Origin of the sequence: Mesorhizobium sp. M7A.F.Ca.MR.245.00.0.0, assembly GCF_003997415.1 — a bacterium.
Taxonomy (GTDB): Bacteria; Pseudomonadota; Alphaproteobacteria; order Rhizobiales; family Rhizobiaceae; genus Mesorhizobium.
Window position 1 is genome coordinate 1 of record NZ_RZTE01000073.1, and the last position, 12,326, is coordinate 12,326.

At 63.2% G+C, this 12,326-nt stretch carries 14 protein-coding genes and 1 other RNA gene; 2 read left to right on the plus strand and 13 right to left on the minus strand.

The window, feature by feature from the left end:
• The 6 genes from EOB80_RS33570 to mraZ all read right to left on the minus strand — a co-directional run.
• On the minus strand, nucleotides 1-552 hold a 552-nt coding region (locus EOB80_RS33570; RefSeq protein WP_245466507.1), incomplete at its 3' end, for a Mur ligase family protein.
• The gene (locus EOB80_RS33575) at nucleotides 549-2,003 is read right to left on the minus strand and encodes a UDP-N-acetylmuramoyl-L-alanyl-D-glutamate--2,6-diaminopimelate ligase (protein ID WP_127332270.1); all 1,455 of its coding nucleotides are present in this window, start codon (nucleotides 2,001-2,003) and stop codon (nucleotides 549-551) included. The genes EOB80_RS33570 and EOB80_RS33575, both read right to left, overlap by 4 nt.
• A gap of 54 nt (nucleotides 2,004-2,057) precedes the next feature.
• Nucleotides 2,058-3,767 carry a penicillin-binding protein 2 gene (locus EOB80_RS33580; protein WP_027034944.1) on the minus strand — a complete coding sequence of 570 codons (1,710 nt, stop codon included), beginning with the start codon at nucleotides 3,765-3,767 and terminating at the stop codon, nucleotides 2,058-2,060.
• A complete protein-coding gene (locus EOB80_RS33585) occupies nucleotides 3,764-4,159 on the minus strand; it encodes a hypothetical protein (RefSeq protein WP_127271473.1) in 396 nt (131 codons plus the stop codon). The genes EOB80_RS33580 and EOB80_RS33585 overlap by 4 nt, the downstream gene beginning before the upstream one ends.
• A 4-nt stretch (nucleotides 4,160-4,163) precedes the next feature.
• The gene (rsmH, locus tag EOB80_RS33590; protein ID WP_127332272.1) at nucleotides 4,164-5,213 is read right to left on the minus strand and encodes a 16S rRNA (cytosine(1402)-N(4))-methyltransferase RsmH; all 1,050 of its coding nucleotides are present in this window, start codon (nucleotides 5,211-5,213) and stop codon (nucleotides 4,164-4,166) included.
• Complete coding sequence (gene mraZ, locus EOB80_RS33595; RefSeq protein ID WP_013530948.1) at nucleotides 5,210-5,668, minus strand: division/cell wall cluster transcriptional repressor MraZ; 459 nt, start codon at nucleotides 5,666-5,668, stop codon at nucleotides 5,210-5,212. Before mraZ ends, rsmH begins: the two co-directional genes overlap by 4 nt.
• Before the next feature lie 410 nt (nucleotides 5,669-6,078).
• On the opposite strand from mraZ, the gene EOB80_RS33600 reads away from it, so the two are divergent.
• Nucleotides 6,079-7,194 (plus strand): cystathionine gamma-lyase, encoded by a 1,116-nt coding sequence (locus EOB80_RS33600; protein WP_127271467.1) that lies wholly within the window; start codon nucleotides 6,079-6,081, stop codon nucleotides 7,192-7,194.
• 9 nt (nucleotides 7,195-7,203) lie between these two features.
• Here the strand turns inward: EOB80_RS33600 and EOB80_RS33605 are convergent, their stop codons facing one another.
• The 7 genes from EOB80_RS33605 to EOB80_RS33635 all read right to left on the minus strand — a co-directional run bounded on the left by EOB80_RS33605 (nucleotide 7,204) and on the right by EOB80_RS33635 (nucleotide 11,243).
• Nucleotides 7,204-7,506 carry a type II toxin-antitoxin system RelE/ParE family toxin gene (locus EOB80_RS33605; RefSeq protein ID WP_127332274.1) on the minus strand — a complete coding sequence of 101 codons (303 nt, stop codon included), beginning with the start codon at nucleotides 7,504-7,506 and terminating at the stop codon, nucleotides 7,204-7,206.
• Nucleotides 7,503-7,778 (minus strand): type II toxin-antitoxin system ParD family antitoxin, encoded by a 276-nt coding sequence (locus tag EOB80_RS33610; protein ID WP_027034949.1) that lies wholly within the window; start codon nucleotides 7,776-7,778, stop codon nucleotides 7,503-7,505. Before EOB80_RS33610 ends, EOB80_RS33605 begins: the two co-directional genes overlap by 4 nt.
• 173 nt (nucleotides 7,779-7,951) lie before the next feature.
• Nucleotides 7,952-8,361: RNase P RNA component class A (rnpB, locus tag EOB80_RS33615), an RNA gene on the minus strand.
• Between the two features lie 50 nt (nucleotides 8,362-8,411).
• Nucleotides 8,412-9,137: a lytic transglycosylase domain-containing protein gene (locus tag EOB80_RS33620; RefSeq protein ID WP_127332276.1), complete on the minus strand. Its 726-nt coding sequence runs from the start codon at nucleotides 9,135-9,137 to the stop codon at nucleotides 8,412-8,414.
• Nucleotides 9,138-9,346: 209 nt separating this feature from the next.
• On the minus strand, nucleotides 9,347-10,102 hold the full coding sequence (locus tag EOB80_RS33625) for an N-acetylmuramoyl-L-alanine amidase (protein WP_127332278.1): 756 nt from the start codon (nucleotides 10,100-10,102) through the stop codon (nucleotides 9,347-9,349).
• Nucleotides 10,099-10,818 (minus strand): DnaJ family molecular chaperone, encoded by a 720-nt coding sequence (locus EOB80_RS33630; protein WP_127268668.1) that lies wholly within the window; start codon nucleotides 10,816-10,818, stop codon nucleotides 10,099-10,101. The genes EOB80_RS33625 and EOB80_RS33630 overlap by 4 nt, the downstream gene beginning before the upstream one ends.
• Before the next feature lie 164 nt (nucleotides 10,819-10,982).
• Nucleotides 10,983-11,243, minus strand: a complete 261-nt coding sequence (locus EOB80_RS33635) for a hypothetical protein (protein ID WP_081734943.1) — start codon at nucleotides 11,241-11,243, stop codon at nucleotides 10,983-10,985.
• 194 nt (nucleotides 11,244-11,437) lie between these two features.
• On the opposite strand from EOB80_RS33635, the gene EOB80_RS33640 reads away from it, so the two are divergent.
• Nucleotides 11,438-12,326 (plus strand): hydantoinase/oxoprolinase family protein (locus EOB80_RS33640; protein ID WP_245466508.1); only part of this gene is annotated, 889 nt, incomplete at its 3' end.

Below are 12,326 nucleotides of genomic sequence, written 5' to 3' on the forward strand. Positions count from 1 at the left end.
ATGCGGCCTCACCATTTTTACCAGCGGCCGGATTTCGTCGGGATGGTTCATGCCGATCTCGAATACGGCATAGTCGCAATCATCAGGCATGCGCGCCAAGGTCAGCGGCACGCCCCAGTGATTGTTGAAGGACTGCGCCGAGGCGTGCACCTTGCCGACGGCTTGCAGCACATGGCGCAGCGCTTCCTTGGTCGTGGTCTTGCCGGCCGAACCGGTCACAGCGATGATTTTCGCGCTCGAGCGGGCGCGCGACGCAACTCCAAGCTTTTCCAGTGCGACCAGCACGTCCTCGACGACGATAATCGGCGCCGTCAGCCGGCCGAGCGACGGCAGCTTGCCTTCGGCCACCACCAGGACGCCGGCGCCGGCCTTGATGGCGGCGGTGGCGAAGTCATGGCCGTCCATCGCCTCGCCCTTGATGGCGAAGAAGGCGTCGCCCGGCTGCAGGCTGCGGCTGTCGATCGAAATGCCGGAAATGCCTTCCGGCATCGGTCCCAACGGCCGCCCGTCCATGGCGGCAACCAGCGCCTCGCAGGTCCACAGCAAGCTCATGCGGCACGCTCCGTAAGCGCCGCGCGAACTTCCTCATGATCGGAGAAATGCAAGGTTTCGGAGCCGATCGTCTGGCCTTCCTCGTGGCCCTTGCCGGCCACGATCAGCGTGTCGCCGGCATGCAGCATGGCGACCGCCTCGTGGATCGCCTGGCGCCGGTCGCCGATCTCGATGGCGCCGGGGGCGGCGGCCAAAATAGCGGCGCGGATCGTTTCCGGCACTTCGGAGCGCGGATTGTCGTCGGTGACGATGACAACATCTGCAAGCCGCGTCGCAATCTCGCCCATGATCGGTCTTTTTCCCCGGTCCCGGTCGCCGCCGCAGCCGAACACGACGATGACGCGGCCGGTCGTGAATGGGCGCACCGAGGCCAGCACGTTTTCGAGCGCGTCGGGCTTGTGGGCATAATCGACATAGACCGGCGCGCCATTGCCGGTGGTGCCGACGAGGTCGAGCCGGCCCGGGGCGCCCTTCAATTTCTCCAACGCTAACAAGGCCTTGGCTACAGGTGTTCCCGTGGAAATGGCAAGACCCGCCGAAACCAGCGCATTCGAAATCTGGAAATCACCGGCCAGCGGCAGGTCGATCTCGTAGAGCACGCCATCGGCCTCGACCTCGGCCCGCTGGCGATGGCGTTCATGCTCGACCCGCTTCAGCCTGAGGAAACCGCCATGGCGGCCAACCGTCAGCACTTCGAGCCCCGCGGCCCGCGCCGCCTGAATCGTCGGTGCCGACCATGGATCGTCGGCGAAGATGACGGCCGGTGCGCCTTTCGGCAGCAGCGCGTCGAACAGACGCAGTTTGGCGCGGTGATAGTCCTCGATGGTCGGATGATAGTCCATATGGTCGCGGCCGAGATTGGTGAAGCCGCCGGCCGCCAGTTTCACACCGTCCAGACGGCGCTGGTCGAGCCCATGGCTGGAGGCCTCCATCGAAGCGTGGGTAACGCCGGCATCCGCCAATTCCCGCAGCAATTGATGCAGGGCGACCGGATCGGGCGTCGTCAGCGAGCCATAATCGTTGCGCCCAGGCGCCACCACGCCGGTGGTGCCGATCGAAGCGGTGGCATAACCGGACTGCTCCCAGATCTGCCTGGTGAAAGCCGCGACCGAAGTCTTGCCGCTGGTGCCGGTCACCGCGACCATGATCTCAGGCTGCTTGCCGAAATAGCGTGCCGCACTCAGCGCCAGCGCCAGGCGCGGATCGTCGACCGCCAGCACCGGTACAGGGATCCCGGCAAAGGTGCTGCCCTTGCCCGCCACGATCGCGGCCGCACCGCGCGCGGCGGCGTCGGCGGCATAAACGGCACCGTCGGCCTTGGTTCCCGCGAGCGCAAAGAAGACAACACCCGCTTTTACCTGGCGGGAATCCGAAGAAATCCCTGTAACCTCCAGATCGACGGAAGCTATTCCCTCGACGGGCAGGATACCGGCTAGATCTCTGAGCTTCATCGAGTCCCGTTCACCGCAACAAAATAGCGCGCTGTTGCCGGCGCGCCCTAAGAATCACTGATAGGAAACCAGCGTTGCACCATTTTCATGGCTGAAATCTGGCTTCACGCCAAGCATGGCAGCTGAACGCCTGATGATATTGCCGGCCATGACCCCCGCATTTGCGGCCGCGACATCCGTCATGCCGGGCTTTTCAGGGTGCGGAGCATCGGCAATGGTAAACACCAGATACTGCGGATCGTCCATCGGGAAGGCGGCGACGAAAGTGTTGAAATTCAAGTCCTTGGAGTAGCGGCCATTGACGACCTTCTCGGCCGTTCCGGTCTTGCCACCAACGCGGTAGCCGGGGACTCTGGCGTTTCGGGCAGAGCCCTTCTCGGCATTGAGCGAATAGAGGTAGCGCATGCCTTCGACGGTCTTTTCGCTCACCACTTTCTTGGCGGTGGCCATCGCTTCCGCCTGCGTGCGCACCAAAAAGGTAGGGTTCATCAGGAAGCCGCCATTCATCAACGCCGCGCAGCCCACAGCCGCTTGCAGCGGCGTCGTCGACACGCCATGGCCGAAGGCGATGGTGAATGAATTGACCTGTTTCCAGACCTTCGGTTCAGTCGGACGGGCAGTCTCCGGCAATTCGGTCTGCATCCTGTCCAGAAGGCCAAGGCGATGCAGGAATTCGCGATGGCCCTCGATGCCGACCATCTCGGCTTCCCTGGCCGACCCGATGTTGGACGAATAGAGGAACACCTCCGGCAACGACAGCACACGGTTCTTGCCGTGGAAATCGTGAATGGCCTGATGGCCGACCCGGATTGGATGCGAAGCATCGAAGCGGCTCGCCATCGTCGCCTTGCCGGAATCGAGCGCCATGGCTGAGGTGAAGCTCTTGAAGGTCGAGCCCATCTCGTAGAGGCCCGCCGACATGCGATTCAGCCGGTCCTTGTCCTGTGCATTGTAGGGATTGTTAGGATCGAAATCCGGCACCGAGGCCATGGCCACCACTTCGCCGGTCTTGACGTTGAGCACGACAGCGCCGGCGCCCATGGCACGATAGCGCTCCAGGCCGGCGGCGATCTCGTCGCGCACCACATGCTGCACGCGCAGATCGATCGAAAGCTTTACCGGCTTGAGATCCTTGGCGATGGCAAGGCCCGATGCCTGCAGATCGCTCAAGCCTTGCTCGTCGACATATTTCTCCATTCCGGAGATGCCCTGGTTGTCGATGTTGGTGAGGCCGACAATGTAGGACGAGGTCTCGCCGCTCGGATAGAAGCGGCGCTTTTCGGTACGGAAGCCGAAACCGGGAATGCCGAGCTGCATGATGTCGGACTGTTGCTTGGGCGTCAGCTGCCGCTGCAGCCAGACGAAACCGGCGCCGCTCTTCAGCTTGTGGTAGGTCTGCTCATAGTCGATGTCCGGAAGCACCGTCGACAGCTTCTCGATCGCCTCATCGGCGTCGACAATGCGGCGCGGTTCTGCAAACAGCGACGCCGTCTTGATATCCGTGGCCAGCACTTCGCCGTTGCGGTCGACGATGTCGGGCCGCGATGCCGTCACCCGGCTCTGCGGACCGCCCGACATGTCGGGGGTCTGGAAGCCGAGATAGACCAGCCGCCCTGATATGGTCGAGAAGATACCGAAGAACACCGCCATCGTCATGACGATGCGCGTCCTGCCCTTGCCGCCGGTCGCCTTGCGGGCGCCCTCGACCACGATCGATCCATCTTCACTCGTCCTGGCGCGACGCTTCAGCAGTTTGCCGATCATTGGGCGATGCCTCCGGTCACGACGGGATCCTTACTGTCCGAAGGCGCTTGGTCGGAATTGTCGGCCATGCCTCCCTGGCGTCCCGACAGGATGTCCTGGATGTCAAGGGATTTGGCCGGCAGGTCGCCGATGCCGCCGATCTGGCGAGCGCTGACCGGCTCGAGTTCGAGCTGCGACTTGTAGAGTTCAGCGAGCTTCTGCAGCCGCGACGGCTGGGTAAGCAGGCTCCAGTCGGCCTTGAGCAGGTCGATCGTGTCCTCCTCATAGCGGATCTGCGCATGGATCTTCTGCACCGCGGCCAATTGTTCCTCGGCCTCGCGCTTGGCCTTGTAGGTAAGGGCCGCGACCGCAACCATGACGGCGATCAGGACAATGTCGCTGGTACGAAACACTTAGCTACCTCTCCCCCGGCCGGCCTGTGCCAGGAAGTGTTGGGCTGGGAAGTTTTGGAAGGCCGAAAATCGAAAAATCGCTGCTGCGCGCTGGCGCATCCGTGCGGATTGCCCCGCGCAGCCTGGCCGAACGGGCGCGCGGATTGGCCGCCACCTCGGCGTCGCCGGCAGTCACGCCGCCGCCCGCCTTGCGGAACGTCGCGGTACGGGCATGCGCCTCGGGCAAATGCCGCGAGCCGGTCGCGACATCGGCCCGGTCGGCGATGAAACGCTTGACGATGCGGTCTTCCAGCGAATGGAAGGTGACCACGGCGAGCCGTCCGCCCGGCTTCAGTGCGCGTTCGGCCGCGAACAGGGCCTTGGCCAGTTCACCAAGCTCGTCATTGACGAAGATGCGCAGCGCCTGGAAGACGCGCGTCGCCGGATGGATCTTGTCCTTCGGCGCACGGCCGATATGCGTCTCGATGGCGTCGGCCAGTTCCAGCGTGCGCTCGAACGGGCGCTTTTCGCGGCGAGCCTCGATCATGCGGGCGATGCGCCCGGCATGACGCTCCTCGCCGAGGAAGCCGAAGATGCGGGCAAGATCGCCCGGCTTGAAGGAATTGACGACGTCCGCGGCGCTGAGGCCCGATTGAGCCATGCGCATGTCGAGTGGCCCGTCGGCGCGGAACGAAAACCCGCGCTCCGCCTGGTCGAGCTGCATCGAGGACACACCGATGTCGAGCACGATCCCGTCGGCGCTCTCGACATGTTCGTCCAGCGTCGAGAACGGCGCCTGCACCAGCCGCAGCCGGCCGCCCGACTGCACTTCCAGATCGCGCCCGGCCGCAATGGCATCCGGATCGCGGTCGATCGCCACCACGGAAGCGCCCGTCGCCAGAATGGCCCTGGTGTAGCCGCCGGCGCCGAACGTGCCGTCGATGATGAGGTCGCCCTGCGCCGGCGCCAACGCTTCGAGCACCTCGGCAAGGAGGACCGGAATGTGGCGAGCCGATCCGCCAACGGCGTGCCCATCTACGGCGCGAGGAAGGTCATCGCCGTGGCCTGCCGTCATTCCGGTCGCTCCCCAGGCTTCGTCCCCTGCCGAAGCTGTAAAAGCCGTGCCCGCGCCTGCGCCCCATAGGCGGCAAGCCGTCCCGGCTCCCAGATCTGAAAGAAATTGCCGCGCCCGACAAAGGCCACTTCCGCCGAAATGCCGGTGTGTTCGCGAAGGAAATCGCTCATCGTGATGCGGCCGTCCTGGTCGAGTTTCAAGAAGGTTCCGTCGCCATGGCAGAAGAACGACATGTCGTCCGCCGTCTGCAGGAAGGGATCCTCGAGCGCGATGCGCTGCTCGTAGCGGTCGAGCAGATCGAGCCCGCCGACATCCATCGCCGGCAGATCCAGGCAGCGCAGCGCATAAAGTTCCGAATAGCCGCGCTTCTGCACGACCGCACGGAAATGCGCGGGAACGGACACCCGTCCCTTCGCATCGATCCTGCTCACCGTGTTTGACAGAAACCGGTCCATTAAACGCTACAGCCGCTTGCGCCGCCGCACCCCTCTCCATCTTGTGGCCCGCGCCGCCGCGGCGCGTTCCCTGCCCCGTATCAGCCTCGTCCGCACGGGCAAAAACCGGCAAACGCGCAGCCGCCGCGGCTGCCCGATTGGCGTACGCTTTACCCTGACACGGAACGAAGGCTTTGATGTCTAGATGGGATATCATGGGGCACTATGGGCGTCAACGGGATTAGGCTTCACAAACACGCGCGCCGCGACCAATGAGAGCAGCCTCGCCGACACGTCTCGTCTTTATGGTCTATTAAGCCTAACGAACCGTTTAGAGCCGCCTGGCCCAACCGGACGCGCCTTGCCGAGCGCCGTTGCCGGGCATAGCGTCTCGCCACATCTCGTCGGTCGCAAACAGGGTTGGAAATTCGATGTCCGAAACTGCAAAGTCACGCGCTGCAGCGCTTCCTCACCTGCGTCGCAGCGGGCTTGCCATGGGCGATTCCATTCCCCTGCCACTGACCATGGCCGCCATCTTTCATGCGCCCGGCGACGCCACCGGTTTCAACCAGTACGGGCGATTCAGCAACCCGACCTGGGACGCGGTCGAACATATGCTGGCCCATCTGGAGGACGCGCCTTGCGTCGCCTTCCCTTCAGGAATGGCGGCAATCTCGGCGGCGTTTTTTGCCGTGCTCAAGACTGGCGACCGTATCCTGCTGCCATCGGACGGCTACCACACGACAAGAGCGCTGGCCGATCGCTTCCTCAAGCCGCTCGGCATCGCCTACGATGTCAGGCCTACCTCGACCTTCCTCGACGGCGGCTTCGATGGCTATCGCCTCGCCTTTGTCGAAACCCCTGCCAATCCGGGGCTGGATATCTGCGATATCGCCGCCGTTGCCGATGCTGTTCACAAAGCCGGCGCTATCCTTGTGGTCGACAACACGACGATGACACCCTTCGGCCAGCGGCCGCTCGACCATGGCGCCGATATCGTCGTTGCCGCCGACACCAAGGCACCCAACGGCCATTCAGATGTGCTGTTCGGCCATGTCGCCAGCCGCAATGCCGAGATCATCGCCGCCGTGACCGGCTGGCGCGAAGTTTCCGGCAGCATTCCCGGACCATTCGAAGCCTGGCTGGTGCATCGCGGCCTGGAGACACTGGATGTGCGCTTCGATCGCATGTGTTCCTCGGCGGAAGTCATTGCGCGGCGGCTGCAGGGCCACCGGGCAATCAGCGGCCTGCGTTATCCCGGACTGGAAGGCGATCCGTCGCACAACCTTGCCCGTGCCCAGATGGAGCGCTTCGGCTTTCTGATCTCTTTCGAGCTCGCCTCGGAGGACAAGGCCGAGGATTTCATCAACAATTGCGCCTTGATGCAGGCCGCGACATCCTTCGGCGGCGTCCACACCTCCGCCGAGCGGCGCTTGAAGCGAGGCGATGCCGTTGCCGCCGGCTTCGTTCGCCTCTCGGTCGGCTGCGAGCCGGTGGAAGAGCTCTGGAAGGCAATCGAGACGTCGCTGGACAAGATCGGCGGCTGACCGGACCGATCACGGGCCGAGATCGTCGGCTTCTATGTTGCGATAGCCGTGCAGTACACGAATGATCTCGATCGCGTCGTCACCTACACGATACAAGGTGAGATAGTCGCCAACGAGCAGATGACGGACGCCGGGCGCGATGTCATCGCGCGGCGCGCCGGAGAAGGGATAGGTCTCCAGTTGCTGCCACCGTGCCTCGATGCGATCGAGCAACCTATCCGCTGCGACCTCGCTATCGCGTGCAACATGAAGCCAGATCGCGATCAAATCGTCTTCTGCGCGCGCGTTCCGGACGATGAATAGCGAATTCATGCTGCGTCGTCAGATCGCAAGCGCCTCCGCGCCTCGGCCTTGATTTCATCCATCGACGCAAATCGTCCCGGCCCGCTGTCTATCCCTTCCTGCACCAGCTTGCGCAACTCATCGAGCGTATAGCCGAAGAGATCGCGCCGATCCTTCCATTGCCGCAGCGCATCTCGGATCACTTCGCTGGCGGAGGCATATTCGCCGGCGGCGACGACATCATCCACCGCCTGCGCCAGTTCCGGCGACAGCGTGATGCTGCGTTTGTCGACCTGTCCCATGAGAGGCTCCCGGTACCATTTCCCGATCATGGTACGATTTAATCGCACCGGTTTCAAGCAATGGCCGACTCTCGCTCGCACGGATGAACGGCCGGGCAGGCTTGAATCAACAGGCGCGCCCGAGGGCGCAACCTGCTGAATTCAAGAGACTTCTCTTGATATCGGGGGAGAGAGTTGCCAGCTGGCCTGTAAGCCGGGTTCTGTATGGCCCTCGCCCCTTGCGGGGCGAGAACGTGGCGGCCATTCATCTTGGGCGCATGTTGCCATGTGCCTCACGCAACCTACCCGGACGGTGAGCCGGAAACAGCCCTCGAGGGTTTCCCCTCGCACCGTCCCTATTCGGTCTTGCTCCCGGTGGGGTTTACCGTGCCGCTCCTGTTGCCAGTCGCGCGGTGGGCTCTTACCCCACCCTTTCACCCTTACCCCGAATCCGGCAAGCCGGATCGTGGCGGTTTGCTTTCTGTGGCACTTTCCCTGGGGTCGCCCCCGCCGGCCATTAACCGGCACCGTGTTTCCATGGAGCCCGGACTTTCCTCACCCACGACCTTTCGGCGTTTGCGGGTGCGGCCGCCCAGCCAGCTGGCAGAGCGTATAAAGGGGTTCGCGCCCGAAAACGCAAACGAAAAAGCAGACTTATGCGGGCGATCCAAGCGCAGCCATCTGCACCTTGACCTTGCCGCAATAGGCGGCCGACACCGGGTTCATCCGCGTTGCGGCGTGGCCGGCATTGTATTTCAGGATGGTGCCGCAGGTCGTGCCGCCGCCGAGGCTGCGCGCCATGGCAAGGTATTTCATGCCGTATTTGATGTTGGTGTCGGGATCGAACAGGCCCTTTGCGGAGCCGCTATAGCCCATCATCCGAGCCGTGGCCGGCTTGATCTGCATCAGGCCGATCTCGCCTGCGCCGCCGACGATGTTGGGCCGGTAGTTGCTTTCGATCTGGATGACCGCCGAGGCGAGCGATACCGGAACGCCTTCGATCGCCGCATAGCGGGCAACGATAGCGGAATACTGACCGCTGCTGGCCACCGCGGCCGTTGAGGCTGCCGCGTTCCGGACACCGATCGACGCCGTTGCCGTCATGTCGACGGTTTTTCGGCCACGCTTCGTCTGCTTTCTGGCGGACTTCTTCGGCTTGGACCAGCTTGCTTTTTCCATTTTCGCGGAAGCCCGCTTCGTCGCCTTGGCGTCGTGGCCTGCCTTGCCGCTTCTGGCCTGTGGGGCCTTGCCGCTTTTCGCGGATGCCACGACAGGCCCTTGATCGGCTCGCGGGCTGAGGGGCGCGGCATCTGCGGCACTGAAGGCAAAAGTCATTACGCCGGCAGCAAGAGCTGCCGTTAAAACGGTAAATTTCTGCATGTGATCCTGTTCTGTCTGAACCGCGCGAAGATGTTCACGCAGCAACGCCTAACCAACGTCGGAACAACCCGGGGGGCTTGGGGTCCGACATCTACACGTCAGCCGTTTGACGCCCGAATTGGTGTCAAACAAGGCCAGGCAAGTCACTTTGAGTGACAGCTTGTAACTTAAGGATTGGAAAGAATTGCTTGGGAGAGGCTTTCCGGAGGTCAGCGCCTCACGGAAGCAAGCAGCCTTTGCAGCGTCCGCAGCGTCGAGCCGTCGGCAACGCCGTCCACCTTGCGCGGCCGGAAATGACGCTGGAAGGCCTCGACCACCGCCTCCGTCTGCCGGTCGAAAATGCCCGATATTTCAACGCCATAACCGTAGAGCGCCAGCATCGACTGCAACGCTTCGACGTCGCCGCCGGTATCGCCGGTTGTCAGAGTGGCGCCTCGCCTGACGGGCGCGGCCGCCACGAGATGGCCGACACCGGCCTCGAACAGCATCCGCCACGGAAACTTCTCGCCGGGATCGATCTTGCGCCCCGGCGCAACATCGGAATGCGCGAGTACCCGCTCGGCGGCGATCGAATGCCGACCGGCGATCCCACGGCACAGCCCGACCACCGCATCGATCTGCCGCCGGGGGAAACTGGGATAGCCCAGCGAATGCCCCGGATTGACGATCTCTATGCCGACCGAACAGGAATTGATGTCGGCCCGTCCGAACCACGAACTCTTGCCGGCATGCCAGGCGCGGTCGCTTTCCCTGACCATCTGCACGATATGGCCATTCTCGTGGACGAGATAATGCGACGAAACCTCGCTGGCCGGATCGCAAAGCCAGGCCTCGGCCCCGGCGCCGGTCGCCATACCGGTGTAGTGCAGCACGATCATGTCAGGCCTGGGCGTCTCGCGCCGCGGGCCGAAATTCGGCGATACCCTGACTTCGGCACGTGGCTCGTCGGGCAGAAAGCCGCTCATGCGTGGCGCAGGCCCCGCTCGATCATCTCGTAGGCAACGTTGATCGCCGCCACCCTGGTGGTCGCGATCTTGATGAATTCCTGAGGCAGGCCGCGCGCGATCAGCCGGTCCGGATGATTGTCGGAAACCAGCTTGCGATAGCGCTTCCTGACCTCTTCGAACGGCTTGCCGCGCTCGATGCCAAGCACGACATAAGGATCCCCGGCGCCCAGGTTGACATGTCGCGCCATGATGGTCTCGTAATGCGCTTCGTCGATGCGGAAAATCTCGGCGATGCGGTGCAGGAAATGGCCTTCGCGCTCGTGCACCAGCCCGTCGGCCTTGGCGATGTGGAACAGACCGTCGAGTATGTCTTCCAGCATCACACAATTGGAATGCCCGGAACCGCACATCTGCGCCATCCGCTCGGCATAGGTCTCGAAACCGGCCACGTCGCGCTGGGCGAGATCGAACAGACGCGCCACATTGCGCGTCTCCTTCGGCGGCACTTCGAATATTTCCTGGAAGGCGCGCACCTCGTCCTGGGTGACGATACCATCGGCCTTGGCCATCTTGGCCGACAGCGCGATCATCGCCACCGAAAAGGCGACACGCCGGCGCAAATCCGCATCGCCGGCGAAAACCGTGCGCACGGCCTCGACCACGTCGGCGACACCCGACGAGGCTGAGGATGAAACGCGGGTGATGAATTCGCCGAGGCGATCCCAAATGGACATGGCCTGCTTCTTAGAGCCACCGCCCGCTCCTATCAAGCCGGGACAGTGCCGCAGGCTTTGCGCGACAAATCGATCGGACTCCAACGCCACGGCGCTCGGACAATATGAGAAAGGCCAGCGCGAGCCGGCCTTTCTCATTCATCACACGAAGTACTGCTTGCTCACTACTGCGCGGGCGCAGGAGCTGGTGTTGCCGGAGCCGGCTCGGCAGGCTTCTCGGGTGTGATGCTCTTCGTGGTCGAATTATCCGTTGCCGGAGGCGTCGCGGCCGGCGGCGTGGCTTCCGGGGTAGCCGGCTTCATCGGTTCCTCGGCGGCCGGCGGATTGGTGCTCTGGGTGGTGGTATTGTCCGTACCGCTGTCACTGCAGGCGGCGACGCCAAGCAAGGCCAGAGCGGAAACGGACGCGAGAATGAGCTTTTTCATTTGTCTCTCCTTCAACACACGCTCACGTTGCCGTGAGCGGTCGAAGGACAAATGCGTCAGACGACCATGAGTTTCGTAACGTTGCGTTTCCGCATGTAACATCGTCTGGTCCATTTGCGATTGCCGCTCAGGCCGTGGCGAACTAACAGAATGTGCCGAATCACCGATCGAACGGAAAAGCGCCGGGGGCTGTCATGACCGCAAAATGGGATTTCTGGATCGACCGCGGCGGCACATTCACCGATGTGATCGGCCGAGATCCGGAAGGCGGGCTGCACCCGCGCAAGCTTCTCTCCGAAAACCCCGAAGCCTATAACGATGCTGCCATCCAGGGCATTCGCAACCTTCTTGGCTTGTCGGCCGGCGACACGATCCCAAGCGGCCTGATCGGCGACATCAAGATGGGCACCACAGTCGCCACCAATGCGCTGCTGGAGCGCAAGGGTGACCGCGTGCTTTTGCTCATCACCAAGGGCTTTCGCGACGCGCTGAAGATCGCCTACCAGGCGCGTCCGGACATCTTCGCCAAGGAGATCGTCCTTCCCGAACAGCTCTACGAGCGCGTCATCGAAATCAACGAGCGTGTGCGCGCCGATGGCTGCGTCGAACAATTGCTCGACATCGCCGCCTGCAGGCCGGCGATCGAACAGGCCAGGGCCGATGGCATCGATGCGGTCGCCATCGTCTTCATGCACGCCTGGAAATACCCCGACCACGAGAAGGCGGTGGCAAAAGTCTGCCGCAAACTTGGTTTCAGCCAGGTCTCCGTCAGCCATGAGGTCTCGCCGCTGATCAAGCTGGTCGGCCGCGGCGACACCGCGGTGGTCGATGCCTATCTGTCGCCGATCCTGTCACGCTATGTGCAAAGGGTTGGCCAAGAGCTCGGCGTCCTCTCCCCCCTCGAGGGGGGTGAGGAACGATGGGCCGAAGGCCGAGAAAAAGCCAACGATTTGGCTTTTTCAGCGACGAACGCCCGAAGCCATAGCGAAGGGCAGTCGACAAAGCGGCCAGAGGGGGTCCTCTCGGAAGGCACCGCCACGACGTCGAGCCCGGTCGATCCGACCCCACCCGGCGGCTTTGCCG

Coding starts and splice junctions, on each gene's coding strand:
- EOB80_RS33575 (WP_127332270.1), bottom strand. CDS start 2,003: ATGAAGCTCAGAGATCTAGCCGGTATCCTGCCCGTCGAGGGAATAGCT.
- rsmH (WP_127332272.1), bottom strand. CDS start 5,213: ATGACGGCAGGCCACGGCGATGACCTTCCTCGCGCCGTAGATGGGCAC.
- EOB80_RS33605 (WP_127332274.1), bottom strand. CDS start 7,506: ATGAATTCGCTATTCATCGTCCGGAACGCGCGCGCAGAAGACGATTTG.
- EOB80_RS33625 (WP_127332278.1), bottom strand. CDS start 10,102: ATGAGCGGCTTTCTGCCCGACGAGCCACGTGCCGAAGTCAGGGTATCG.
- EOB80_RS33600 (WP_127271467.1), top strand. CDS start 6,079: ATGTCCGAAACTGCAAAGTCACGCGCTGCAGCGCTTCCTCACCTGCGT.
- EOB80_RS33580 (WP_027034944.1), bottom strand. CDS start 3,767: ATGATCGGCAAACTGCTGAAGCGTCGCGCCAGGACGAGTGAAGATGGA.
- EOB80_RS33620 (WP_127332276.1), bottom strand. CDS start 9,137: ATGCAGAAATTTACCGTTTTAACGGCAGCTCTTGCTGCCGGCGTAATG.
- EOB80_RS33635 (WP_081734943.1), bottom strand. CDS start 11,243: ATGAAAAAGCTCATTCTCGCGTCCGTTTCCGCTCTGGCCTTGCTTGGC.
- mraZ (WP_013530948.1), bottom strand. CDS start 5,668: ATGGACCGGTTTCTGTCAAACACGGTGAGCAGGATCGATGCGAAGGGA.
- EOB80_RS33630 (WP_127268668.1), bottom strand. CDS start 10,818: ATGTCCATTTGGGATCGCCTCGGCGAATTCATCACCCGCGTTTCATCC.
- EOB80_RS33610 (WP_027034949.1), bottom strand. CDS start 7,778: ATGGGACAGGTCGACAAACGCAGCATCACGCTGTCGCCGGAACTGGCG.